Below are 24,484 nucleotides of genomic sequence, written 5' to 3' on the forward strand. Positions count from 1 at the left end.
AAGCGTAGACCAGCGGCCGGCCGAAATCATCCGGCGGCATAATCCCGCGATTCCCCTGCGACACAGGTGCTGCCGATGCCACCCATTCACCGTCGATCGTTTCTGCCGGCCGTGCTCGTGCCGCTGCTCCTGTCGACCGGCGCCGCGTTCGCCTGTGATGCGGGCCGCGTGGTCGGCGCGCAGGCCGATGGCGCCAGCGCAGGCGTGGCGGGGGTCCGCGTGTCGGATGGCCGCCGCATCGTCGAAACCGGTGCGGACGGGCGCTTCGAGGGCCTCGCCGGCGGTGACGCGCCGGTGTTCGTGATCAAGCCCGCGGGCTGGACGCTGCCGCGCGAAGGCGCGAATCCCGCGTTCTGGCGCGCGGCCGGCCGCGCCGGCGATGCCTGCACGTTCACGCTGCAGGCAGGCGAGGCGGCGGGCACGCTCGATGTCGCGGTGTTCGCCGATCCGCAGACCGGCACCGCGGCGGAGGTGGGCTACTACGATCGCGCGGTGGTCGAGGCGGCGCGCGCCGTCGGCCCGTTCGGGCTCGGCCTGATGCTCGGCGACGTCACCAATGACGATCCCGCGCTGTACCCGCTGATCGATCGCGCCACCGCGCGTCTCGACACGCCGTGGCTGCACGCGCCGGGCAACCACGATCTGGATTTCGATGCCAAGGACGACGTGGGGTCGACCGCCTCGTTCCGCGCTGCCTACGGCCCGGAGACCTACGCCTGGGAAACGCCGCAGGCGAACGTGCTCGTGCTCGACAACGTGATCTACCAGCCGGGCGCGCGTCCGGCGTATGTGGGCGGATTGCGCGAAGACCAGTTCGCATTCGTCGAGGCCTATCTCGCCACGGCCTCGACCGATCGTCTGCTGGTCGTCGCCGCGCACGTGCCGTGGTTCGACACCGCACCCGCCGGCGCGCCCGAGACGATGCGCAGTGCAGATCGCGCGCGCCTGTTCGCGGCCCTGCAACGGCACCCGCGCGTCCTGCTGCTCACTGGCCATCGCCACACGCAGCAGCACGTCCGTCACGATGCGGCCAGCGGCTGGCACGGCGCGACGCCATTGCACGAATACAACGTCGGCGCCGTCAGCGGTGCGTTCTGGAGCGGCGCGCCCGATGCCGACGGCATTCCCGACGCGACGATGGCCGACGGCACGCCGAACGGCTTCGCGACGCTGCACATCGAGGCCGACGGCGACTATCGCCTGGCCTGGCATCCGGCGCGCACGTCCGACGACCCGGCGACCACGCAGGCGATGGCGCTGCATGCGCCGCGCGTGCTGCGGCAGGGCGCGTATCCGGCGTGGGGCGTCTACGCCAACGTCTACATGGGCCAGGCCGACACGCGCGTCGAGTTCCGCGTCGGCGATGACGACTGGGCGCCGATGCGCCGTGTCGAACGCCCCGATCCGCGCCTGCTGCTGGAGAACGCACGCGACGATCTCGCCGACGCGCTGCGGGGCCTGGGCCGCTCGCCCGAAGCGACGCCGTCGATGCATCTGTGGCGGGGCGCGCTGCCGACCGATCGCGAGGTCGGCGATCACGTCGTCGAAGTGCGCGTGTTCGATGCCTGGCTGGGCGAGCAGCGCGCGCGCACGACGTATCGCCTCGATCGCTTCGACCCCGCGGGTAACACGCGATGAGCGCCGTGCCGCCCGACGGTCTGCCGGTACAGGCGTTCGCCGACGAGGCGGCGTGGGAGGCCTGGCTGCGCGCGCATGCCGATGCCGGCGGGCTGTGGCTGAAGATCGCCAAGCAGGGCAATGCGACGCCGTCGGTGACCTATGCGCAGGCGCTCGACGTCGCGCTGTGCCACGGCTGGATCGACGGCCAGAAGCGCGGCTTCGACGATGCGTGGTTCCTGCAGCGTTTCACGCCGAGGCGCGCCCGCAGCCTGTGGTCGGCGCGCAACGTCGCACACGTCGAACGGTTGCACGCGGCCGGGCGTATCGGTCCGATCGGTCAGCGCGAAATCGATGCGGCGAAAGCGGACGGTCGCTGGGAGGCCGCCTATGCCGGCGCCGCGTCGATGGCGCCCCCGGACGAACTGCAGGCAGCGCTCGCCGCGACCCCAGGTGCGCAGATCGCATTCGACGCACTCGACCGGACCAATCGCTATGCGGTGTGCTTCCGGGTCGCGACGTTGAAGACCGCGGCCGGCCGCGTGCGACGCGCGCAGGCCCTGGCGGAGATGCTCGCGCGCGGCGAGCGTCCGCACGGCTGATCCAGCGGATCGCAGGCGTGACCGATCGCCTGGAACGCGTGTGGACGCCGCAACGCGACGGTCCTGCGGGTGGTTGACCTGGAACGCGCCCACAAAAAAACCCGCACGCGGCGGATTCTTCGAAGATGACCGGCTGGCGCGCGATGGCTGGCGGGCGGGTCGTGCGCGTCGCTTGCTGGCGATGGCTGGCGTGCGGCGCGCTGCGATTCTATCGAGGCACCGCAGGGCGATGACGAAACGAGAATCACTCTCGGGACTTCGCCTGCCGCGCGCATCGATGGAGATGCGCGCGTGTGCTCATGCGCGATGGCGCGCTCCCAGGACCGTCCGATCGCGCGCGAGCGCGCGCCTGCGGAAGGGCTGCGTCTGGCGTCTGCTCAGCAGGCGTTGCGACGTTCGCTCAGGGCGCGATCGGGTACGGATACACCGCGGGCGGTGGATCTGCCGGCAGCGTGGCCTGCCACCGCGCCAGCGTCTCGGCGATGCGTGCGCCGGCAGCGATCTGCGGCCCCGAGCGTTTGTAACCGAGCTTGCGCTCGCGCTGCTTGATCGCGCGTGCCGCGAGCCGGTACGCGTTCGCGAAATCGCGATCGGCGTTGAGCCCGTCGAGCAGCCAGGCGTGACCGAAGAACGTGATCGTCGATTCGCTGCCGCAACCGAACGAAGGCCGATCGGGACGCGCGGCGGTCAGGACCAGCGTGTCGGGATCCTGGAGCGCGGGCACGAAGCCGCCCGAGTAGCAGGCCGAAATCACGACCACGCGATGCACGATGCCGGAGGCGTCGAGCGCCGCGCGCAATGCGTCGGGTGTGATCGTGTCCTCGCTGCCGTCGGGCAGCGCCAGACCGAGTGCGTGATCGGGTGCGCCGTGCATCGTCAGATACAGCAGCAGCACGTCGCGCTCGCGGTCCATGTGTGCGCCCAGCGCGGAGAGCGCATGTCGCAGGTTCGACTCGGTCGCGAGCGGGGTGCCCGCGCCCTTGAGACTGTCGATGTGGTTGACCAGCGCGAGTACACGCGTGCCTGCACCGAGGCGCGGCGCGACCCGTTCGGTGAGAAAACGCACCTCGTTGCGGAATACGTCCTCGCTGGCATCGCCGGCCATGCCGACGACGTACAGCGCCGGCGCATCGCCGGTGCCGACCGGCATCGCCGCGACCGCGGCCTCGATCCGCGCGTGGTCGCGGGTCGCCAGCGGTTCGGCCGCCTGCAGCGGCGCGCAGGCGAGCAGGCACAGCAGCGCCGTCGCCTGCATCCAGTGTCGAAGCATGGGCCGACCGGACGCCGGCCGCATGTCAGCGGATCGCGTCGATCTGGTCGAACGCGGTCACGCGCGTGTGACCGTTCGCGGACGCTGCGTCGCGCGGCTGCGGATAATCTTCGAGCCGGTCGACCAGCACCGTGCGCATGCCGGCGTCGCGCGCGGCGTCGAGTTCCTCGACGACGTCCGACAGGAACAGGATTTCCGCCGGCGCGGCGTCGAGCGCATCGGCGATGCGCGCATAGCTCTCCGCCTCCCGCTTGCCGCCGACCTCGGTGTCGAACCAGTTCGAGATCAGCCCGGTCAGATCGCCCGCGTCGCTGTGGCCGAAGAACAGTTTCTGCGCCGGCACCGAGCCGGAGGAGTACACCGCCAGCGTTTCGCCATCCGCGTGCCAGCGGCGCAGCGCGTCGGCTGCGTCGGGATAGATGTGCGCGGTGAAGTCGGCGTCCTGGTAGCCGGCCGACCAGATCATGCCCTGCAGCGCCTTGAGCGCGGTGTGCTTGCGGTCCGCGTCGATCCAGCCCTGCAGCGTCTCGACGATCACCGCGTCGTCGCAGATCGCACCGTGCTCGGTCGCGACCACGTCGAGCCAGCGGCGCACGTCCGGATCATCGCGATGCGCGGCGACGAAGCCGGGCAGCGCACGGCGCGCATAGGGAAACAGCACGTCCTTGACGAACGAGATGCTGCTGGTGGTGCCTTCGATGTCGGTCAGGATCATCCGCGCGTCAGCCGGTGGTCGTGGGGCGTCAGAGTGTAAAGCGAACCTGGGTCCCGACGACGCCGGAGTCATGCGCGCAGACGGCCGCGATCAGCGCGACCCGGGCTCGTAACGCGGAAACTTCTGCGCGATGTCCGAGCCGGTGAAATGGCCGATCCAGCCGTCCGGCTGCTCGAAGAAGCGGATCGCGACGAAGCGCGGCTCGCTGCCCATGTCGAACCAGTGGGTCACGCCGTCCGGCACGCCGATCAGATCGTCCTTGACGCATTCGATCTCATAGACCTTGCCCTCGACGTGCAGGGTGAACAGACCCGAGCCGTCGACGAAGAAGCGCACCTCGTCTTCCTTGTGGAAGTGTTCGTCGAGGAACTTCGCGCGCAGCTCTTCGCGCTTCGGGTTGTCGGGCGCGATGCTGATCACGTCGACGGACTTGAACCCGCGTTCGGCGCTGATGCGGTCGATGTCGGCCTTGTAGGCGGCGATCACCTCGTCCTGCGAGGCGCCGGCGCCCACCGGCTTGGCGGCCTGCCAGCGTTCGAAGGTGACGCCGATCGTCTGCAGTTCGCGGGCGATCGCGTCGCCGTCGCGGCTGTCGAACAGCGGCGTGTCGGGGGCGGTGGCATCGAAAATGCGGAGGCGGCTCATGGCGGTCTGGCTCGGCGCGTGCGGGGCCGTCCAGCCTAGCAAAGCCGCCTGTCCGCAACGTTGACCGCGGCGGAACGCCGTCGTTCCACCGCTGGTGCGGCCGGAGGCCTCAGTGCGACGCGCGCAGGCGGCGCAGCTCGAGTTCGCAGTGCAGCAGGAACTCGAAAGCTTCCAGATGGCGGCGCGCTTCGGCCATGTCGCGGCCCCAGGCGTAGAGGCCGTGGCCGTCGATCAGATAGCCCCACATCGGGCCGGCGTCGAGCAGCGACTCGACCTGCGCCGAGAGCACGGTCATGTCCTGGCTGTTGGGCAGCACCGGCACGTCGACCGCCATCTCGTGCGTGCTGTTGCCGGCGAAGGCCTTCAGCAGCTCGTAACCTTCCAGGCGCACGTGGCCGTCGCCGGCGAACAGCCGCGAGGCGATGGTCTGGGTCGGCGAATGCGTGTGCAGGATGCAGCCGATCTCCGGGAACCGGCGATACAGCTGCGTGTGCAGCAGGGTTTCGGCAGACGGTCGGTGCTCGCTGCCGACGGCGCGGCCCTCGAAGTCGACGACCATGATGTCGTCTTCCTTCAGCTTGCCCTTGTCGCGGCCGGAGACGGTGATCGCCGCGTGGCGTTCATCGAGACGGCGCGAGAAGTTGCTGCTGGTGGCGGGCGTCCAGCCGGACTGGGCGAGTTCGCGGATGTTGACGATCAGTTCGCCAGCGAGCTCGCGCAGGCGGTGGACGTCGTAGGGCGTGGGCGTATCGGACATGGCGCGAATTCTAGCGCGCCCGTGTGGCGTCAGCGTCTGCCGCGCCAGGATGGCGGTTCGCCCTTCAGTGCGCAGATCGTGACCAGCAATGCCGTGGCCACCGCGACGCAGATGCCGAAGGCCAGCGGCGCGTCGCCCGGCGGAAAGCGTGCGGCGCAGCCGATCAGCGTGCCGACGTAGACCAGCAGCACCACCCAGCCCTGCCAGCGCCGCGGCAGCCCCCAGCCGTAGCCGAACGTCTTCGCCGGAAACCAGAAGTCGTCGCGCCGGTCGCTCATGGCGCGGGCGGCGCTTCGCGACGGCGCGAGGAGAAACCGCGATACCCGGCCCATGCCAGCAGCGCGATGATCGCCGCGCCCATCAGCGTGTCGATCGGTGTGGACCAGACCAGCAGGCCGCAGGCGATCAGCGCGCCCATGCCGAGCAGGCGTTCGCGTCGCCCGGCCGGATGCTGGCGGTTGCCGAGCATCAGGCTCAGGCCGGCGGCGGCATAGGCCATGACCACGAGGGTCACCGCCATGTTGATGATGGTTTCGAACTGGCTGCCGACAGTGTCGGTCACGGTGATGAACGCGATCAGCGTCATCGACGACACCACGATCAACAGGCCGGGGCCGGCCGCGCCGTTCTTCAGCAGACGGCCGAAGATCGCCGGCAGGAACCCGCGTTGCGCGGCGCGCGCGCCGGATTCGCCGGTCACCAGCATCCAGCCGCCGAGTGTGCCGGTGGCCTTGAGCGCAGCGGCCGCGGCGATCACCGGGATCGCCCAGACGCCGAACATCTGCCCGGCGACGAGCGCGAACGGCGCGCTGGAGCTCGCGAGTTCCTCGACCGGCACGATGCCCATCATCAATACCGACGAGACCATGTAAACCACGCCGGCGAGCAGGATGCCGCCGAGCGTCGCGATCGGCACGTTGCGTTCGGGATTGCGCACGACGCCGGCCACCATCGCGCCGGTTTCCAGACCGATGAAGGCCCAGAACACCGTCGCCAGCGAGCCGATCGCCACGGCCGCATCGGACTGGCCGCTGACGTTCCAGCCGGCGCGGTAGATGCCCGGATCGAAATAGGCCCAGCCGGCGATCAGGATCGCCGCGACCGGCAGCAGGCCGAACACCACGCAGAACGACTGGAAGCGCGCGATATTGCGCGGACCGAGGAGGTTCAGCGCGAACATCGACCAGATCAGCAGCACCTGGCCGACGAGCTGCACGCCCGGCGTCTCGGCGACGGGCAGCAGGATCACCAGATAGCCCACCGCCGCGACCGCGATCGCGTTGTTGCCCACCCACGACGACAGCCAGTACAGCGTGGTCGCCAGGAACCCCATGTCGCGGCCGAGGCTCGGGCGGATGTAATCGTCCGGCGAGTTGAGGTCCGGGTACTGCCGCGCGAGCCGCGCGAACGCGCCGCCGAGCGCGACCGCGAGCAGGGTGCCGATCAGCCACGAGAACACGGTCACCGCGCCCGAGCGCGCGAGCGTGGCCGGCAGCAGGAAGAAGCCGGAGCCGATCATGTTGTTGGCGACCATGAAGGTCGCCAGCACCGGACCGATTTTCTTGGCCGTGGAAGTCGTGGACATCGTGCGATCCGCGTGGAGGGCGGCGCGAGCGGCCGCAGGTCGGGAGGCGCCATGGGCACACGGCCCGCGGAAGGCGGGCCGTGTGTCGGGGGCGGATCAGCGCGGCGGCAGTTGCTGCCGGAGCTTGCTGTGCTTGTAGCCGTAGACGAAGTAGATCGTGAAGCCGATGACCGTCCACACCAGCAGCACGATCCAGTTCAGCAGCGGCATCGTCGCGACCAGGCCCAGGCACGCCAGCACGCCGAGCGTGCCGACGACGAACACGGCCGGCACACGGAACGGGCGGTGCAGGTTCGGCTGCGTGCGGCGCAGCACCATCACGCCCAGGCAGACGGTGGCGAACGCGACCAGGGTGCCCATCGAGACCACGTCGCCGAGCAGCTGGATCGGCAGGAACGCGGCCATGACCGCCGCGATCAGCGCGACCAGCACCGTGCCCTTGTGCGGCGTGCGGTACCGCTTGTGGATCGCGCCGAAGAAGCGCGGCAGCAGACCGTCCTGCGCCATCGAGAAGAAGATGCGCGGCTGGCCCATCAGCATCACCAGGATCACCGTGGTGAGGCCGGCGATCGCGCCGATCTCGACCAGCGTCTTCAGCCACAGCAGGCTCGGATACGCCTCGAGCGCGGTCGCGACCGGCTTGGCCGTGCCGAGCGTGGTGTACGGCACCATGCCGGTCAGCACCGCGGAGACCGCGATGTAGATCAGCGTGCACAGGAACAGCGAACCGAGGATGCCGATCGGCATGTCGCGCTGCGGGTTCTTGACCTCCTGCGCCGCGGTCGAGACCGCGTCGAAGCCGATGTAGGCAAAGAACACGATCGACGCACCGCGCAGCACGCCTTCCCAGCCGAAGCGGTCGCCGCCCTGGTTGTCCGGGATGAAGGGGAGCCAGTTTTCGGCGTTCACGTACTGCGCGCCGAAGGCCAGCAGCAGCAGGATCACCAGCACCTTGATCGACACGATGATCGCGTTGGCGGTCGCCGACTGGGTGATGCCCACGTAGCACAGGATGCCGACCGCGCCGATGATCAGCACCGCAGGCAGGTTGAACAGCGCGCCGGTGGTGACGAACTTGCCGAACTCGCACGCGCCGGCCACGGCCGCTTCATGCGTACAGAAGTTGATCGGCGCCTGCGTCAATGCCGCGGGCAGATGGACACCGAGGCTGTCGAGAAAACTGACCGTGTAGCCCGACCAGCCCACTGCGACCGTGGACGCGGCGAACAGATACTCGAGCACCAGACTCCAGCCGACGAACCAGGCCAGCGCTTCTCCGAGCGTCGCGTAGGTGTAGCTGTAGGCGCTGCCCGAGGCCGGGATCATCGCCGCGAACTCCGCGTAGCACAGGCCCGCCATTGCGCAGGCGAAGCCGGCGATGACGAAGCTCAGCATGATCGCCGGGCCGGCGTGGTTGGCCGCCGCGGTCCCGGTGATCACGAAGATGCCGGCGCCGATGACCGCGCCCAGGCCCAGCATCACCAGATGCTTGGCGGTCAGTGTGCGCTTGAAGCCGACTTCGCCGCCGAGGCTGCCTTCGACCGGCTCGCCCGCATCGACGCGCGGCTGCGCCGCGATCGGCTTGGTAATCATCAGGTTCTTGAACATCGGTGTCCCCGGTTGGTCGTTCGGTGCGGTCCGCGACGGCTGACGGACGTGCCGTCTAGTCCCCCGCGGCCACGCGGCAATCGCCGTACCATGCCAAACGCTGCGTTCCGGCACAAGCAAACGCAATGGCGGCTTGTGCGCACGCGCGGGAACGCCGATGCTGCCGCTCCCGTCACGCCGCGCTGCAGCAAATCCGCCGATGTCGAACCCGTCCACGCCCGATTTCGAACGCCTGTCCGTCCTGCCCACCGCGGTGCAGACACTGGCCCGCGCATTCGCCGATTTCGGCGTGCTGCAGCCTGCCCAGCAGGCGCTGGCAAGAGAGTTCGGCGACCTGCTCGGCGATGCCGAAGATCCGTTCGAGCGTGCGCGATTGGCCGGTCATTTCACCGCCTCGGCGCTGGTCGTCAGCGGCGACGGCACGCGCACGCTGCTGACCCATCACCGCAAGCTCGGCATGTGGCTGCAGCCCGGCGGACACGCCGACGGCGACCGCGACCTGGCGCGCGTGGCACTGCGCGAGACCGAAGAGGAAACCGGACTGGTCGGCGTGACCGTGCAGCCTGGCATCTTCGATCTCGACCGGCACTGGATTCCCGAACACAAGGGCGTGCCCGGGCATTGGCACTACGACGTGCGCTACGTCGTGCGCGCAGGCAGCGACGAAACGTTCGCGGTCAGCGAGGAATCCCACGCGCTGGCCTGGGTGCCGCTGCGCGACGTCGCCGATGGCGAGGCCTACGACGCCTCGCTGCGTCGAATGGCACGCCGCTGGCTGGACGCGCCGGCGGCCTGAGCATCGCCCCGCAGGACGGGTGGAGCGCGGCGAAACCCCTCGCAGCGCTTGCCGAAAGGCTAGTACAGCACGCGCGTCCGCATCGTCCCGTCGATCTTCTGCAGCTCGCTGCGCAGATGCGCGGCCTGGTCCTCGGTCGCGGCGACGTCGATCACCACGTAGCCCACATTCGCGTTGGTGCGCAGGTACTGGCCGTCGATGTTGATCGCCTCGCGCGAGAACACCTCGTTGATCTTCGACAGCACGCCGGGCACGTTGCGGTGCAGGTGCAGCAGGCGATGGCTGCCGATGTGCTCGGGCAGGGTGACTTCGGGGAAATTGACCGCCGACAGCGTGCTGCCGTTGTCGCTGTAGCGCACGAGCTTGGCCGCGACCTCGATGCCGATGTTGTCCTGCGCCTCCAGCGTGCTGCCGCCGACGTGCGGGGTCAGCAGCACGTTGTCGTGGCCGAGCAGCGGTGATTCGAACGCATCGTCGTTGCCCTTGGGCTCGATCGGGAACACGTCGATCGCGGCGCCGCCGACCTGACCGCTGCGCAGCGCGGCATCGAGCGCGTCGATGTCGACGACGGTGCCGCGCGAGGCGTTGATCAGATGCGCGCCGGGTTTCATCGCGTCGAGCTCGGCCGCGCCGAACATCAGCTTCGTCGACGGGGTTTCCGGCACGTGCAGGGTCACTACGTCGCTGCGCGCGAGCAGATCCTCCAGGCTCGTCGCGCTGCGCGCATTGCCCAGCGACAGCTTGGTTTCGATGTCGTGGAAGAGCACCTGCATGCCCAGCGATTCGGCGAGCACGCCGACCTGGGTGCCGATGTGTCCGTAGCCGACGATGCCCAGCGTCTTGCCGCGCGCCTCGTGGCTGCCGAGCGCGGACTTGCTCCAGCCGCCGCGATGGCATTCCGCGTTCTTCTGCGGGATGCCGCGCAGCAGCATGATCGCTTCGGCGACGACGAGTTCGGCCACCGAACGCGTATTGGAGTAGGGCGCGTTGAACACCGGAATGCCGGCCAGCTCGGCCGCTTCCACGTCGACCTGGTTGGTGCCGATACAGAAGCAGCCGATCGCCATCAGCCGGCGCGCGTCGGCCAGCACGTCGGCGCTCAGATGCGTGCGCGAGCGGATGCCGATGATGTGCGCGTCGGCGATCTTCGCCCGCAGCTGGTCTTCGGGCAGCGATTTGGGGTGGACTTCGACCTGCGAATAGCCGGCGGCGTGGAAGGTGTCGACAGCGCTCTGGCTGACGCCTTCGAGCAGCAGGACGCGGATGTCCTGCCGGGGAAACGAGGTCTTCATCGGGTTGGATTCGCGCGTGGGGGACAGCGCGGGCCATGGTGCCAGAATCGCGCCGGGCGTGTTGCGCCGCAGCGCTGGACGCGTCCCGGACGCGCTGGCACGCTGGCGTCCCGTTCGACCGGCCCCCGACGATGTCCGATTCCCGCGTTTCCAGTCTCCAGGCCGCCGTGCCCGCCCTGCGCCTGCTGACCGAGCCTGCGGATCTCGCGCATTACGGTGTCGACTGGACCCGGCGCTGGACGCCGGCGCCGCTGGCGATCGCGCTGCCCGCCAACGTCGAAGAAGTCCAGGCGACGATGCGCTGGGCGCACGCGGAAGGCGTGGCGGTAGTGCCCTCGGGCGGTCGTACCGGGCTGTCGGGCGGCGCGGTCGCTGCGAACGGCGAACTGGTGCTGAGCCTGCAGCGCATGAACAATGTGCTCGGCTTCGAGCCGGCCGACCGGCTGCTGACGGTCGAGGCCGGCATCGCGCTGGAAGCCGTGCACGAGGCCGCGCGCACGCACGACCTGCAATACCCGGTGGATTTCGCCGCGCGCGGTTCGTGTTCGATCGGCGGCAACATCGCGACCAATGCCGGCGGCATCCGCGTGGTGCGCTACGGCAACACGCGCGAATGGGTGGCCGGGGTCAAGCTGGTGACCGCGACCGGCGAGCTGCTCGATCTCAATCGCGGCCTGGTCAAGAACTCCAGCGGCTACGACCTGCGGCATCTGGTGGTCGCGTCCGAAGGCACGCTCGGTGTCATCGTCGAGGCGACGCTGCGGCTGGCGCCGCCGCCGCCGGAGACGCGGGTCATGCTGCTCGCGCTGCCGTCGTTCGAGGTGCTGATGGAAGTCTTCCAGGCGCTTCGATCGCGCCTGCCGCTGGAGGCGTTCGAATTCTTCACCGACCGCGCGCTCCACCACGTCGTCGCGCATGGCGCACAGCCGCCGTTCGAGGCGGTGTATCCGTACTACGTGGTCGCCGAGTTTGCCTGCGAGGGCGAGGCCGGCGAGGTGCAGGTGCTGTCGGCGTTCGAATACTGCATGGAGCAGGGCTGGGTCGAGGACGGCGTGATCAGCCACGGCGACACGCAGGCCGCGGCGTTGTGGCGCCTGCGCGAGGGCATCACCGAAAGTCTCGCCCCGCACGTGCCGTACAAGAACGACGTGTCGGTGCGCATCTCGGCGATGCCAGCGTTCCTGGCGCGCACGCAGGCGCTGCTCACGGCCGAGTACCCGCAGTTCGACGTGGTCTGGTTCGGCCACATCGGCGACGGCAACCTGCACATCAACGTGCTCAAGCCGGCCGACATGGCGAACGCCGATTTCGTCGTCGAGTGCGAGCGCGTGACCAAGCTGCTGGCGGCGACGCTGGCCGAACACGGCGGCAGCATCTCGGCCGAGCACGGCATCGGCCTGGTCAAGAAGCCCTATCTGGGATCGACGCGCAGCCCGGCGGAGATCGCGGTGATGCGGGGCATCCGCCATGCGCTGGATCCGGCCGGCATCCTCAATCCCGGCAAGCTGTTCGATTGAGTCCGGTTCAGCCCGCTGCAACACGCCGACGCTAGAGTGTCGGCTGCCGTTCCCGTTCGGAGATGCCCCGCATGATGGTCCGTACCGCACTCGTTCTTCTGCTGACCGGGCTGTCCGCGTCGGCCTTCGCCGGCAGTTTCGCCGGCACCAGCGCAGGCGCGTCGTCCGGCGGGTCGTCGGCGTCGTCGGGCAGCTCGTCCGGCGACGACAAGGTGGTGCTGCAGGCGCGCGAAGACGCCGCCGGTTTCGTCGCCAGCGACGGCCGCATCCGCGGCGCGCGTCTGGAAGCGGCATTGCGTCATCTGCGTGAGACGCAGAGCGCCGCGCGCGATGCGTCCGACCTCGCACTCGCCCAGGCGATCCTGGCGCGTTGATCCGGCGGGCGCGCTTGCCTCTGCGTGCCGCCTTGTGTGTTGTCGCCTCGCTGCTGGCGCCGGTCGCGTCGGCGGCCGGCTGGTCGGTCGCACAGCAGACGGCTGGCGCGCCACTGACGCCTGCCGAGTCGACGCGTGCCGATGCTGCGATCGCCGACGCATTGGCGCGACTGCCGCCGGACTGGCGGAGCGCGCCCGCGCTCGATGTCGTCATCGACTGGCGCGACGATCTGCCTGACGACGTCCACGGCCGCACCTTCGGTCCGCATCTGCGGCTGCGCCGCGCACTGCTGGATGACGCGGCCGCAGCGCCCCTGCGTGCCGCGCTGCTGCACGAGTTCGCACATCGCTACGACCGCTCGAGCCATGGCGGCCTGTCGCGCGATCCACGCCTGCTCGATCTCGCCGGCTGGCCGCAGCGGCCGCTGCGCTTCGGCCTGCGCGTGCGCGACAACGCGATGCGCGACCGCAGTCCCGACGAGTACGAGCGCACGTCGCCCGCCGAATTCGTCGCGGTCAATCTCGAACATTTTCTGCTCGACACCGAGTACGCCTGCCGGCGCCCCGCGCTCCATGCGTACTTCGCCGCGCACTTCGACTGGGCGCCGCCGCAGGCTGCTTGCGCGCCGGATCTGCCCTTCGTTGAAGCCGAGCCGGGTCTAGATGCCGCGCCGCTGCTCGCGCTGGATCCGGCGCGCGTCCATGCCGTCGACTACCTGCTCGCCGAAGGCAACGCCCAGCCGATGAGCCGCTGGGGCCACAGCATGCTGCGGCTGGTGATCTGCGCGCCCGGCCGCGCGCCGGGGCCGGACTGCCGCCTCGATCTCGCGCATCACCGCGTGCTGTCGTTCCGCGCCTTCGTCGACGATGTGCAGATCTCCAGCCTGCGCGGGTTGACGGGACGTTATCCCTCGCGGCTGTTCGTGCTGCCGCTCGACCAGGTGATCGACGAGTACACGCGCATCGAATTGCGCGGGCTGCAGTCGATTCCCCTGCAGCTGTCGCCGGACGAAATCGCCTCGTTGCTGACGCAAGCCGCAAACCTGCACTGGAGCTACGACGGGCGTTACTACTTCGTCGGCAACAACTGCGCGGTCGAGACCTGGAAGCTGCTGCAGACTGGCGTGCCGCGTCTGGCCGACGCACGGCTGCGCAGCATCACGCCGACCGGCTTGCTGCGGAAACTCGTGCGCAGTGGCGATGCGGATCAGCGCGTGCTCGAGCGCGCGGATGCGGTGCGTGCCGGTTACTACTTTCCGTCTGCGGATGCGGAATACCAGGCGCTGCTGGACGTCGCACGCGCGGCGCAGCCCTTGCCGGTCGCACGCGTCGACGACTGGCTGGACCTGTCGGCGGATGCGCGCGCGCCCTGGCTCGCGGACGCGCAGTTGCGCGATGGCGCGGCGCTGCTGGTGCTCGAACACGCCGCGCGACGACGGGAAGAACTGCGGTTGCGCGATGTGCTCAAGCGTCAGCTGCTCGATCCGCGGCGCGCGGCCGATGCGGCGCCGGCCATCGCGACGCTGCGTGCAGTGCTGGCGGCGGGGAACAGCCTCAGTCGGCCGGCGCAGTTGCTGGCAAGTGGTTACGGGCTGCCACAGGCGGGGGAACGCGAGTTGCTGCAGGACAATGTAGCGATGCGCGCGCAAGGCCTGCGTGGCCTGCGTGGGCAGCTGGAAGATGAAGCGCGCGCGGCATTGGCGCCCGATGCACAGGCACGAATCGCGGCGTTGGACCGGAATGTGGACGCGCTGGGTGCGCGGCTGCGCATGCTGCATCGGGAGGCCGGCGGGCTGCAGCTGGACTGAGTTGGGCAGCAACGGGTTTCGCTGCGCTCTACCCATCCTGCGAACGCTGCTGGTCGGCTTCACTCGATCCTCGAGACGTCATGACGTCACGCACCGCACGCGAGTGGCGTCACGGTCAATCGGTCCCGGTGCACTCCGTTGACGGAGCGCACCGGAACAGCGTGTCTTCAGTCCGCGCGACCGCCGAATTCGCCGGTACTGGTGCTGACCAGAATCCGCTCACCGTTGGTGATGTATTCCGGGACCTGGATTTCGATGCCGGTGTTGAGCCTCGCCGGCTTCGGGCGCTTGGTCGCGGTCCCGCCTTTCAGTTCGGGCGGCGTCTCGATCACTTCCAGCACCACGTTCGGGGGCAGCTGCAAGCCGACCGGCTGCTCGTCGATGATCTGCACGTAGCAGCCCGACAACGCATCGGTGATGTAGCCGCTGGCGTCGCCCACGACGTCCGCGTCGAGCGTGTAGGGCGTGTAGTCCTCGTCGTCCATGAACACGAACGCATCGCCGTCCTTGTACGAGAACGTCGCTTGCCGGCGCTGCAGCTCGACTTCCTTCAGATCGTCGTCGCCGCCGATGTTGAGGTCGAACTTGTTGCCGCCCGGCACGCTGTAGAGCGTGAAACGCATCTTGAGTCCGCCACCGCGACCCTGCGGCGCGCTGCGCTCGATGTCGCGCACCTGATAGACGGTGCCGTTGTGTTCGATCACGTTTCCTTTCTTGACGTCGTAGGCTTTCATCGTTGTTCGCTGCTGGATGGAGAGGACGCCGCCGCGTCCGCGGCAGCCGGAGTGCGGAGATAGAGCCGCAGGTTGGGATAGTCGATCACGGCGCCGCCGCGTTCGAGGATGTCGGCGCCGATCACGCCGTCGACCGGCGCTTCGCCGCGCTGCGAGAACGCGGCGTTGACGTGGTCGAGCGCAAGGAAATGCACGGTGAACGCGTCGTCGCGGTAGTCGCCGATACGCAGGCGGTTGCTGGGCAGGGCGCTGACCGCCATGCCCGTGCCGCCGGCGCCGGTCGCCTGGCCGCCGGCCATGACGTCACGCCCTTCGTCGAAGCGCGACTGCGCCGCGCGGTCGATGACAGTGCGGCCTGCGCCGGTGTCGAGGATGAAGGTGCCGGCTACGTCGTTGACGCGCACGTCGACGGTCAGATGCGAATCGCCATGCCGCGTCATGGGCACGGCCTTGTAGCCGGCCGCCGTCAGCGCAGCGGCGAGCGCCGTCGGCGCGGGTTCGCGCGCGGCCACCGGCAGGCCGCCCAGCAGCGCAGCCAGCCCACACACGATCGCCAATGTCCGAATAGCCGTGCGCATCACTTCGGCGCGAGGCGCACCGCACCGTCGAGGCGGATGGTTTCGCCGTTGATGTAACGGCTGCCGACGATATAGGCGACGAGCTCGGCGAATTCCTCGGGGCGGCCCAGGCGCGACGGGAACGGGATCGAGGCCGACAGCGACTGCTGCACCTCCTCCGGCATGCCGTCGACCATCGGCGTCCAGAAGATGCCCGGCGCGATCGTGTTGACGCGGATGCCGAAGCGCGAGAGTTCGCGCGCCATCGGCAGGGTCATCGCGACCACGCCGCCCTTGGACGCCGAATACGCCGCCTGGCCGATCTGGCCTTCGTACGCCGCGACCGATGCGGTGTTGACGATCACGCCGCGCTCGCCGTCTTCGCCCGGGTCGTTGCCCTGCATCGCGGCCGCCGCGGCCTTGGCCACGTTGAAGCTGCCGACGAGATTCACCATGACCGTGCGGCTGAAGGTCTCCAGCGGCATCGGCGCCTCGCGGCCGAGCACGCGGCCGGCGCCGAGGATGCCGGCGCAGTTCACCGCGACGTTGAGGCCACCGAGGAACTCGCGCGCAGCGGCGACGTTCGCGACCACGCCGGCTTCGTCGGTCACGTCGGTGCGCAGGTAGCGCGCATTGCTCTCACCGAGGGCGGCCACCGCTTCGGCGCCCTTGTCGTCATTGACGTCGAACAGCACGACCTTGCCGCCGCCGGCGACGAGATGGCGGGCCACGGCGAGGCCGAGGCCGGAGACGCCACCGGTGACGAGGGCGCGGACGGAATCGGGCGTCATGTGCGGATCCTTGGACGGAAAACCCGCAGTTTAACCGGCCGGCCGCGTGCGCCGGTCAGGCCGGCGCCGATGGGCGTGTTCAGACGGACGCGGCGGGCGCGCCGTGCAGACGCCGGGAGAATTCGTCCGGTGCGAGTCCCGGTGCGAACAGGAAGCCCTGGCCGACCGTGACGCCGAGATCCAGCAGGAACCGCCGCTGCGCTTCGGACTCGATGCCTTCGGCGACGAGCCCCAGGCCCAGACTGCGCGCGATGCCCGCGACCGCCTGGCACACGGCGACATCGGAGCGGTCGCCCGGCACGCCGCCGACGAACAGCTGGCTGAGCTTGAGCCCGTGGATCGGCAGCCGGCGCAGATAGTTCAGACCGCTGTAGCCCTCGCCGAAATCGTCGATGCTCAGCTGCACGCCCATGTCGCGCAGCGCGGCGAAGGTGCGCAGCGTGTCGGGCGCATCCTCGATCAGCACGCGCTCGGTGAACTCCAGTTCCAGCGCGCTGCCCGGCAGCGCGAACTCCGCGAGCACGTCGCGCACGTGCGTGGCGAGATCGTCGCCGAGAAACTGGCGGTAGGACACGTTCACTGCCACGCGCACCACGCCGAGCCCGGCATCGCGCCACGCCGCGCTCTGCCGGCAGGCCTCGCGCAGCACCCAGGCGCCGATGCGGACGATGTCGCCGGTGCTCTCGGCGTGATCGATGAAATGGTCGGGCCGCATCTCGCCCAGCTGCCGGTTGCGCCAGCGGATCAGCGCTTCGGCGGCGATCACGCGCCGGCTGCGCAGATCGACCTGGGGCTGGTAGACGAGATGGAACTCGTCGTTGTCGATCGCGCGGCGCAGATGCGTTTCCACGCGCAGCCGGTCCTGCTGGGTCTGCGCGAGCGCAGGCGTGAACAGCTGCCAGCCGTTGCGGATGCGCCGCTTGCTCTCGTACATCGCCGCGTCGGCGTTCTGGATCAGTGTCTGCGGCCGGTCGCCATCGTCGGGCGCGCGCGCGATGCCGATGCTCGCGGTGATCGAGAATTCTTCCTTGTCGAACCGGAAACCGTCGCCGAAGGCATCGAGAATCGCATTGGCGACGCCCTCGGCATGACTGGCGCCGGCGCCGGCATCGCAGACCACGAGGAACTCGTCCCCACCGAAGCGGGCGATGCTGCCCGACGCACCGACCGCCTGGCCGATGCGGTGCGCGGCGGCGATCAGCAGCTCGTCGCCGGCGGCATGGCCGAGCGCATCGTTGACGAACTTGAAGCGGTCGAGATCGATGTAGAGCACGGCCACGCCGGCGCGCGCGGGATCGGCCATGCGCGCCTCGAGCTCGCACAGGATCGCGTCGCGGTTGAGCAGGCCGGTCAGCGGATCGGTGCGCGCCTGCGCCCGCAGGATCGCTTCGTCGTGCTTGTCGCGCGCGATGTCCTGCAGCGTGCCGGTCAGCCGCGAGGTCGCCGGATCGCCCTGGCGCGGCCCGCCGATGGCGCGCACCCAGAACGCGCTGCCGTCGCTGCGCAGGCCCTGCAGTTCGATGTCGAAGCCTGCCGCTTTGAGCATCGCCGCGCCGAGCGCATCGCGCAGGCGGTTGCGGTCGGGCAGCTGCAGCAGGCCCACCAGTGCCTCCATCGTCGGCGGTGGCTGGTCGGGATCGAGGATCTGCGCGGCTTCGGCGGTGAGGTAGAGCCGGTCGGTGCTGCAATCGAGCTCCCAGCCGCCGATGTGCGCCAGCGCCTGCACACGGTCGAACATCGCGCTGTCGCGCTTGAGCGCACTGACGTCGGAGAACAGCGACAGCACCTGGTGCGGCCGATCACCGCCGGGCGGGTACTGCGGTACGGCGGAGACCATCAGCCAGTACAGCTCGCGGCGCATGCGGTGGTACAGGCCGACCAGGGTGCTCTCGACGATGCGGCCGTCGCGCAGCGCGCGCACCGGCGGCAGCGCATCCCACGGCATCTCGTCGCCGTCGGGCGCGATCGCGACCCACTCGCCGAGATTGGACATGTCGCCGAGCGAGGTGCCCTGACGGATGCCGAGCAAGCGCAGCGCCGCGGCATTGCCGTAGACGAAGCGACCGGACACATCGTGGATCGCGATGCCGCGGTCCATGACGTCCATCAGCTCGCGGTAGCGCACCTCGGCCTCGCGGCGCTCGCTGAGATCGCGCGCCACCGCGACCAGGCACGGCCGACCATCGTGTTCGAAGCCCGCGGTGTGCACCTCGACCGGAAAGCGCGAACCGTCGCCACGCATGTTGGTGACTTCGATGACGTAGGTGCGGCCGCGATGCACGGCGTCCCAGACCGGTGCGAGGTGGTCGCGCGGCAGATCCGGATTCAGCACTTCGATCGGCTGGCCGACGATGTCGGACCGCGGCCGGCCATAGGCCTGCTCGCCGGCGCGGTTGAGGTCGAGCACGATGCCGTCGGCGTCGAGGATGCTGACAGGATCGGGCACCGCATCGAAGAGTGCGTGGTAACGCAGCGCCGCCGCGTCGGCCTCGGCACGCGCGGCCGCGAGACCATCGCGTGCGCGGGCGAGCAGGGCGCGGACGTCGTCGGGCAGATCGGGGTCGTCGGCCGCCAGCGACAGCGCGTCGGACAAGCTTAATCCGCTTGCGTTGCGCTCCAGCAGTCCGGTGTGTCCCATGCCCGATCGGTGCGTCATGTGCGCGGCGCGAGCGCCACTCCGGATGCAGGGGAGACGACATGGGTTGTAGCGCCGTCGCGCGGAAACGTCCACACGTCCGCCGCCCCGTCCGGGACGAGCGTGGTGTCCGGCGGGGAGGCGTCGTGATCCATGTCGTGCAAGGAGAACGGGTGATCCCCGGGCGATCGGCCATGCCGTCCACCGTCGGACGATCCCGCGCGTGCGTCGACGACGGGTGCGGCATTCCGGTAGCGAAACGGACTGGATCCGCAACGTGCTGCCACAACCCGGTCCCCAGCGCCCGTCCCGGGCGTAGAATTGCGAACCATTCTCGATACCAGATCGCCCCGTGAATCTCTGCCAGCTGCCGCGCCGCACGCCTGCCCTCGTCGAAGACATCGACACCGTCGGCGCCGTCGACCCCATCGCGCGCCGGCTCGGCGAGCTCGGCTTCGTGCCGGGCGAGCCGGTCGAGGTGATGGCGGCCGGACCATTCGGCGGCGATCCGCTGCTGGTGCAGATCGGCTACACCCGCTTCGCATTGCGTCGCAGCGAAGCGGCGCGGGTGCGCGTGCGGGCGGCGCCTGCGGCATGAGTACCGCGCGCGTGGCACCGCGTTTCGCCCTGGTCGGCAGTCCCAATGCCGGCAAGACCGCGCTGTTCAACCTGCTGACCGGCAGCCGCCAGAAGGTGGCCAACTACGCCGGTGTGACGGTCGAGCGCAAGGAAGGCCGCATGCACGGGCCGAACGGAGAGGGCTGGGCGCTGCTCGATCTGCCCGGCGCCTACAGCCTGCAGCCGGCGAGCCTGGACGAGGCGATCACCCGCGACCTGTGCCGCGGCTTCTACCCCGGCGAACCGGCGCCCGATGTGCTGGTGTGCGTGGTCGACGCGACCAACCTGCGCCTGCATCTGCGCTTCGTGCTGGAGCTGCGCACGCTCGGCGTGCCGATGGTCGTGGCCCTGAACATGGCCGACGCCGCGCAGCGCCGCGGCATCGGGATCGACCGCGCGGCACTGGAAGCGAAACTCGGCGTGCCGGTCGTCGAGACCGTCGCGATCCGCCGCGATGGCGCGCAGGCCCTGCTGCAGCGACTGGCCGAAGTCGCCGCGCATCCGCGGACGCCACCGGCGGGCGATGGCACCCTCGACCTGCACGCGGAAACGCGTGCGCTGCTCGCCGAGGCGGTGACGATGCCGCGCCGCACCGCGCGCATCGACGACGCGCTCGACCGCTGGCTGCTGCATCCGGTGTTCGGCCTGCTGGCGCTGGCGACGATCATGTTCCTGATCTTCCAGGCCGTGTACGCGTGGGCGACGCCGGTGATGGATCTGATCGATGCCGGCACGTCCGCGCTCGGCGCCTGGGTCTCGACGACACTCCCGCCCGGGCCGCTGACCAGCCTGCTCGCCGACGGCATCATTGCCGGCCTCGGCGGCGTGATCGTGTTCCTGCCGCAGATCCTGATCCTGTTCCTCTTCATCCTCGCGCTCGAAGAATCGGGTTATCTGCCGCGCGCCGCGTTCCTGCTCGACCGCGCGATGAAGGGCGCGGGGCTGTCGGGACGCTCCTTCATTCCGCTGCTGTCGAGTTTCGCCTGCGCGATCCCCGGCATCATGGCGACGCGTTCGATCCAGGATCCGCGCGACCGGCTCGCGACGATCATGGTCGCGCCGCTGATGACCTGTTCGGCACGGCTGCCGGTGTACGCGCTGCTGATCGGTGCCTTCATTCCGCAGCGCACGGTCTGGGGCGTGCTGAACCTGCAGGGCCTGGTGCTGTTCGCGCTCTATCTCGCCGGCATCCTCAGCGCACTCGCGGTGTCGTACGTCATGAAGAAATGGCGGCGCGACAAGAGCGAGCACGCCCTGCTGCTCGAGCTGCCCTCGTATCGCCTGCCGCATCCGCGCGATCTCGCGATCGGGCTCAAGGAACGCGCGATGATCTTCCTCAAGCGCGTGGGCGGGATCATCCTCGCGCTGACGGTGCTGCTGTGGTTCCTGCTGTCGTTCCCGGCGCCGCCGGACGGCGCGACCGGCGCGGCGATCGAGTACAGCTTCGGCGGCCGCATCGGACATGCGCTGGCCGTGCTGTTCGCGCCGCTGGGGTTCAACTGGCAGATCTGCATCGCGTTGATTCCGGGCCTCGCCGCACGCGAGGTCGCGGTCGCGTCCCTGGCGACGGTGTACGCCCTGTCGGCCGCCGATGACGCCGCGGCCGCGCAGGCGCTCACGCCGATCATCACCGACGGCTGGTCGCTGGCCACTGGCCTGTCGCTGCTCGTGTGGTTCATCTATGCGCCGCAGTGTCTGTCGACGTGGGCGACGATCAAACGCGAAACCGGTTCGTGGAAGCTGATGGCGCTCAACGCCGGGTATCTGTTCGCGCTGGCGTATCTCGCGTCGCTGCTGACCTACCAGATTGCCCGCGCCCTGGGCGCAGGCTGAGCATCGCGACGATGACCGCCGGACTGTTGCTGCAGTACATCGTCGTCGCGCTGGCCGTGCTGCTCAGCGCATGGGTCGTCCTGAAGAAGCAGGCGCCGGACGCGGCGCGACGGTTGCGCATCGCAGTCGCGTTGCCGCTGATGCGCGAAGGCCGCCCCACGTGGATGCGCGCGCTGGGAAAACGCATCGCACCGGCGCCGATCGCGGCGAACACATGCGGCGGTTGCGACAGCTGCGGTCCGCCCAGGCGCTGAGAGGTCTGCTGCGCTCCCGATCGGACTGAAGCGGGGCGCGCGACGCACGACTGCGCCGCGATGACGCCCATCGACGCCCGCGACGCGGACCTCGGTCCGCGCGCGGTGCGGAGACGCTAGTGGCGTCCCCGGCTTAGAGGCGAACGCGTCGGACGACGCACGTCACTGGTCGGCGTGACTTCCACCGACAGGCTGAAGGTGCGTTCGTCGCCCACCAGCAATGCGCCGACACCGACGACCTGACGGTTGAGTTCCTTGCCGTCCTCGTCGCGGATCACCAGCACGACCGAATATTCCCAGGCGCCGCCCTCCGACGGGTGGCGAATGCGCCCCTCGACCTGCAGCGCGGTCGTGGTGTCCTCGCGCTGCACGGTGTTGCGCGCCACGATCGGTGAACCGGGCGCGGCGTCGAGTTTCAGGAAATGCTGGCACGCCGGACAGCGCGACGCGCTCTCCAGGATCACGGTCTTGCAGTGCGGGCAGGTGCGCGTGGCACCTGCCGCGCCCGGGCGACTGCTCACGGTCAGTCGCTGGACTTGTCGTTGGCGGCCTTGTCCTTGGCGTTGCCGCCCGGCGCCGGACCGGGCTTGACGTCGCCCCAGCCGCACTCGATGTGGCCGCGGATCTTCGAGCCCGACGCCACCGTCAGCGAGCCTGCCTTGAGGTCGCCGGTCAGCACCGCCGAATCCCGCAGTTCGACCAGCGACGCGGATTCGATGTTGCCTTCGAGTTCGCCCGACACCAGCACCTGCTGCGCGCGCACGCCGCCGTTGAGCTTGGCGCCGTGTTCGATGGTCAGGTTGCCCTGCACGTTGACGTCGCCCTTGAAGCGGCCGGCGATGCGCACATCGCCCGTACCTTCGATCTTGCCCTCGATGGTGAGGTCGGCGGCGATGATCGATTCCTTGCTCACCGGCGCTGCGGCACGCGGCGCGGGCGCCGGCGCTGCAGCCGGTGCAGGCGCAGGTGCGGTTGCGGGCGGCGCAGGCGGCGTTGCGGTCTGGAAATCCGCCACTGCGGGCGGCGGCGTCTCGCGGGCCGGCGCGGGCGGCGGCGCGTCTGTGCCGAAAGCGGGGGAATCCTTCTTGGCGGTGCCGGACTGCTGGAAAATGGCCATGTCGCGCGTTACCTCGGAAATGGACAGGAGAGCGGAAAAGGACCGCTCGAACAGGGGAATTCCACGCCGCCGCGGTGGGCAAACGCGGACTCCGACCTTAGCACGCAATCGACGACCGCCAACTGTGACCGGCGGAGCGGATTCGAGACGCGGCAATGACTTGCCGCATGTTCAAGAAGCGTTACGCGAGATGTGGGCGTCCCGTCTTGCAAGAGATCGGGAAGCCCATGGTCGCGATACAGAAGCCCGCGCGATCCCCAGGCACTGCCGCGCGCGGCATGCGTCCGCCTGCTGCCCAAAAGAAAAGCCCGCCATGAGGCGGGCTTTCCGGTGATACCGGTCGATGCGATCAGCGATCGGCGCGCTCTTCGACGCGCTCGCCTGCATTCTCGATCGCTTGGCCGGCCTCCTGCGTCGCCTGGCCGGTCGCGCGTGCCGCTTCGTCGGCAGCCGCATCGGCGCGGCGCGCGGCATCCTGCGCGGCGACCTCAGCGTCCTGCGCGGCATCGCGCGTGTGCTGGGCGGCCGCATCGGCGGTGGCGCGTGCGGCATCGGCCGTGGCCGACGCGGCGTCGGAGATCGCCTGGCCGGCGTTCTCGGTGGCGGCCGCGGCTTCGGCGCGCTCGCGCTCGGCATCGTTGGAGTTGCTGCAGGCGGCAAGTGCCAGCGAAATCGTGGCGGCGGCAATCGCGGTCATCGGCTTGAAATGCATGGCGTGTCTCCTGTGAGGTATCGGACTGCGCGCAGATTGAATGCGCCCGCGTGAGGGCCGCGCAAACGCCGGGCGCGATGGCCGACGCTTCGCTGAATCGCCGTTCTGCGGTGACGGGGCAGAACGTCGCGCATGAAAAAGGCCGCCGGGGAAACCCCGGCGGCCTTCGAATCCACTACCGATGGCACGGGGCCATCGAAGCAAATTACGGCGCGACTTCTTCAGCAGCGTCCTTGGCTTCTTCGGCCTTGGTCTCTGCGTGGTCAGCGGCGTCGGCAGCGTGCTCGGCAGCGGTGTCGGTACCGGCAGCGGCAGCCTGGGCAGCAGCGTCGGCAGCGGCGTCAGCAGCAGCGGCGGCGTCGTCAGCAGCAACCTGCGCGGTGTCGGCAACGGCCGGGTCCTGCGTCTGGTTGGCAGCAGCCTGCGCGTCGGCAGCTGCTTCAGCAGCGCCTTCAGCCGAGCTGTTGGCCTGGTCGGCGTTGCTGCAAGCAGCCAGTGCCATACCCAGAGCCAGGGCAAGCAGAGCCTTGTTGATCGTCATTGTGTCTTCCTCGTCTGAAAGTTTGGGCAACGCGCTTAATGCGCGCCGCCGACATGATGACAAGCCTCTGACGGCTGTCAAGCGGGATGTGCGTGGTATTTTCGTA

At 69.5% G+C, this 24,484-nt stretch carries 25 protein-coding genes; 9 read left to right on the forward strand and 16 right to left on the reverse strand.

From position 1 onward, the window contains the following. Positions 1-117: 117 nt before the first annotated feature. Both V3391_RS03605 and V3391_RS03610 read left to right on the forward strand, forming a co-directional pair. Positions 118-1,638 carry a calcineurin-like phosphoesterase family protein gene (locus tag V3391_RS03605; RefSeq protein ID WP_332077033.1) on the forward strand — a complete coding sequence of 507 codons (1,521 nt, stop codon included), beginning with the start codon at positions 118-120 and terminating at the stop codon, positions 1,636-1,638. Continuing rightward, the gene (locus V3391_RS03610; RefSeq protein ID WP_332077034.1) at positions 1,635-2,219 is read left to right on the forward strand and encodes a YdeI/OmpD-associated family protein; all 585 of its coding nucleotides are present in this window, start codon (positions 1,635-1,637) and stop codon (positions 2,217-2,219) included. Before V3391_RS03605 ends, V3391_RS03610 begins: the two co-directional genes overlap by 4 nt. Positions 2,220-2,619: 400 nt before the next feature. Here the strand turns inward: V3391_RS03610 and V3391_RS03615 are convergent, their stop codons facing one another. The 7 genes from V3391_RS03615 to V3391_RS03645 all read right to left on the reverse strand — a co-directional run bounded on the left by V3391_RS03615 (position 2,620) and on the right by V3391_RS03645 (position 8,799). Then, the gene (locus V3391_RS03615) at positions 2,620-3,489 is read right to left on the reverse strand and encodes a C13 family peptidase (RefSeq protein WP_332077035.1); all 870 of its coding nucleotides are present in this window, start codon (positions 3,487-3,489) and stop codon (positions 2,620-2,622) included. Between the two features lie 25 nt (positions 3,490-3,514). Beyond that, positions 3,515-4,204: an acireductone synthase gene (gene mtnC, locus V3391_RS03620; RefSeq protein WP_332077036.1), complete on the reverse strand. Its 690-nt coding sequence runs from the start codon at positions 4,202-4,204 to the stop codon at positions 3,515-3,517. Between the two features lie 90 nt (positions 4,205-4,294). Beyond that, positions 4,295-4,849 (reverse strand): 1,2-dihydroxy-3-keto-5-methylthiopentene dioxygenase, encoded by a 555-nt coding sequence (locus tag V3391_RS03625; protein ID WP_332077037.1) that lies wholly within the window; start codon positions 4,847-4,849, stop codon positions 4,295-4,297. Between the two features lie 109 nt (positions 4,850-4,958). Then, positions 4,959-5,606 (reverse strand): methylthioribulose 1-phosphate dehydratase, encoded by a 648-nt coding sequence (locus V3391_RS03630; protein ID WP_332077038.1) that lies wholly within the window; start codon positions 5,604-5,606, stop codon positions 4,959-4,961. 29 nt (positions 5,607-5,635) lie between these two features. Next, on the reverse strand, positions 5,636-5,884 hold the full coding sequence (locus tag V3391_RS03635; protein ID WP_332077039.1) for a hypothetical protein: 249 nt from the start codon (positions 5,882-5,884) through the stop codon (positions 5,636-5,638). Next, positions 5,881-7,191 (reverse strand): amino acid permease, encoded by a 1,311-nt coding sequence (locus tag V3391_RS03640; RefSeq protein WP_332077040.1) that lies wholly within the window; start codon positions 7,189-7,191, stop codon positions 5,881-5,883. Before V3391_RS03640 ends, V3391_RS03635 begins: the two co-directional genes overlap by 4 nt. A 96-nt stretch (positions 7,192-7,287) precedes the next feature. After that, positions 7,288-8,799, reverse strand: coding sequence for an amino acid permease (locus V3391_RS03645; RefSeq protein WP_332077041.1), 1,512 nt, complete (start codon positions 8,797-8,799; stop codon positions 7,288-7,290). Between the two features lie 199 nt (positions 8,800-8,998). Here V3391_RS03645 and V3391_RS03650 point away from each other — a divergent pair, with 199 nt between their 5' ends. After that, positions 8,999-9,595: an NUDIX hydrolase gene (locus V3391_RS03650; RefSeq protein WP_332077042.1), complete on the forward strand. Its 597-nt coding sequence runs from the start codon at positions 8,999-9,001 to the stop codon at positions 9,593-9,595. 59 nt (positions 9,596-9,654) lie between these two features. Here the strand turns inward: V3391_RS03650 and serA are convergent, their stop codons facing one another. Then, positions 9,655-10,887, reverse strand: coding sequence for a phosphoglycerate dehydrogenase (serA, locus tag V3391_RS03655; protein ID WP_332077043.1), 1,233 nt, complete (start codon positions 10,885-10,887; stop codon positions 9,655-9,657). A gap of 131 nt (positions 10,888-11,018) precedes the next feature. Here serA and V3391_RS03660 point away from each other — a divergent pair, with 131 nt between their 5' ends. The 3 genes from V3391_RS03660 (at position 11,019) to V3391_RS03670 (ending at position 14,586) form a co-directional block, all read left to right on the forward strand. Further along, positions 11,019-12,404 (forward strand): FAD-binding oxidoreductase, encoded by a 1,386-nt coding sequence (locus V3391_RS03660; RefSeq protein ID WP_332077044.1) that lies wholly within the window; start codon positions 11,019-11,021, stop codon positions 12,402-12,404. Positions 12,405-12,478: 74 nt separating this feature from the next. Then, a complete protein-coding gene (locus V3391_RS03665; RefSeq protein ID WP_332077701.1) occupies positions 12,479-12,778 on the forward strand; it encodes a DUF2388 domain-containing protein in 300 nt (99 codons plus the stop codon). After that, entirely contained in the window at positions 12,778-14,586 is a 1,809-nt protein-coding gene (locus V3391_RS03670; RefSeq protein ID WP_484498429.1) for a DUF7844 domain-containing protein, read from the forward strand. The genes V3391_RS03665 and V3391_RS03670 overlap by 1 nt, the downstream gene beginning before the upstream one ends. Before the next feature lie 167 nt (positions 14,587-14,753). Here V3391_RS03670 and efpL read toward each other — a convergent pair whose 3' ends face one another. The 4 genes from efpL to V3391_RS03690 all read right to left on the reverse strand — a co-directional run bounded on the left by efpL (position 14,754) and on the right by V3391_RS03690 (position 19,261). Continuing rightward, complete coding sequence (gene efpL, locus V3391_RS03675; protein ID WP_332077046.1) at positions 14,754-15,320, reverse strand: elongation factor P-like protein EfpL; 567 nt, start codon at positions 15,318-15,320, stop codon at positions 14,754-14,756. After that, positions 15,317-15,868: a retropepsin-like aspartic protease gene (locus tag V3391_RS03680; RefSeq protein WP_332077702.1), complete on the reverse strand. Its 552-nt coding sequence runs from the start codon at positions 15,866-15,868 to the stop codon at positions 15,317-15,319. Before V3391_RS03680 ends, efpL begins: the two co-directional genes overlap by 4 nt. A gap of 29 nt (positions 15,869-15,897) precedes the next feature. Beyond that, positions 15,898-16,668, reverse strand: coding sequence for an SDR family oxidoreductase (locus tag V3391_RS03685; protein WP_332077047.1), 771 nt, complete (start codon positions 16,666-16,668; stop codon positions 15,898-15,900). A 79-nt stretch (positions 16,669-16,747) separates the two neighbouring features. Beyond that, positions 16,748-19,261, reverse strand: a complete 2,514-nt coding sequence (locus V3391_RS03690; protein ID WP_332077048.1) for a sensor domain-containing protein — start codon at positions 19,259-19,261, stop codon at positions 16,748-16,750. A gap of 394 nt (positions 19,262-19,655) precedes the next feature. Between V3391_RS03690 and V3391_RS03695 the strand changes: the two genes are divergently transcribed. From V3391_RS03695 to V3391_RS03705, 3 genes are read left to right on the forward strand one after another with little or no spacing between them, the layout of a single operon-like run. After that, a complete protein-coding gene (locus V3391_RS03695; RefSeq protein WP_332077049.1) occupies positions 19,656-19,901 on the forward strand; it encodes a FeoA family protein in 246 nt (81 codons plus the stop codon). Then, the gene (feoB, locus tag V3391_RS03700; RefSeq protein WP_332077050.1) at positions 19,898-21,754 is read left to right on the forward strand and encodes a ferrous iron transporter B; all 1,857 of its coding nucleotides are present in this window, start codon (positions 19,898-19,900) and stop codon (positions 21,752-21,754) included. The genes V3391_RS03695 and feoB overlap by 4 nt, the downstream gene beginning before the upstream one ends. 11 nt (positions 21,755-21,765) lie before the next feature. Further along, complete coding sequence (locus V3391_RS03705; protein WP_332077051.1) at positions 21,766-22,008, forward strand: DUF6587 family protein; 243 nt, start codon at positions 21,766-21,768, stop codon at positions 22,006-22,008. Between the two features lie 116 nt (positions 22,009-22,124). On the opposite strand, the gene V3391_RS03710 is transcribed toward V3391_RS03705, so the two are convergent. The 4 genes from V3391_RS03710 to V3391_RS03725 form a co-directional block, all read right to left on the reverse strand. Further along, positions 22,125-22,529 carry a hypothetical protein gene (locus V3391_RS03710; protein ID WP_425497191.1) on the reverse strand — a complete coding sequence of 135 codons (405 nt, stop codon included), beginning with the start codon at positions 22,527-22,529 and terminating at the stop codon, positions 22,125-22,127. A gap of 2 nt (positions 22,530-22,531) precedes the next feature. Then, positions 22,532-23,125, reverse strand: a complete 594-nt coding sequence (locus V3391_RS03715; protein ID WP_332077052.1) for a bactofilin family protein — start codon at positions 23,123-23,125, stop codon at positions 22,532-22,534. 349 nt (positions 23,126-23,474) lie between these two features. After that, complete coding sequence (locus tag V3391_RS03720; RefSeq protein ID WP_332077053.1) at positions 23,475-23,837, reverse strand: hypothetical protein; 363 nt, start codon at positions 23,835-23,837, stop codon at positions 23,475-23,477. A 205-nt stretch (positions 23,838-24,042) separates the two neighbouring features. After that, positions 24,043-24,378 (reverse strand): hypothetical protein, encoded by a 336-nt coding sequence (locus tag V3391_RS03725; RefSeq protein WP_332077054.1) that lies wholly within the window; start codon positions 24,376-24,378, stop codon positions 24,043-24,045. Between the last annotated feature and the right edge of the window lie 106 nt (positions 24,379-24,484).

Origin of the sequence: Luteimonas flava, from assembly GCF_036584485.1 — a bacterium.
Lineage (GTDB): Bacteria > Pseudomonadota > Gammaproteobacteria > Xanthomonadales > Xanthomonadaceae > Luteimonas > Luteimonas flava.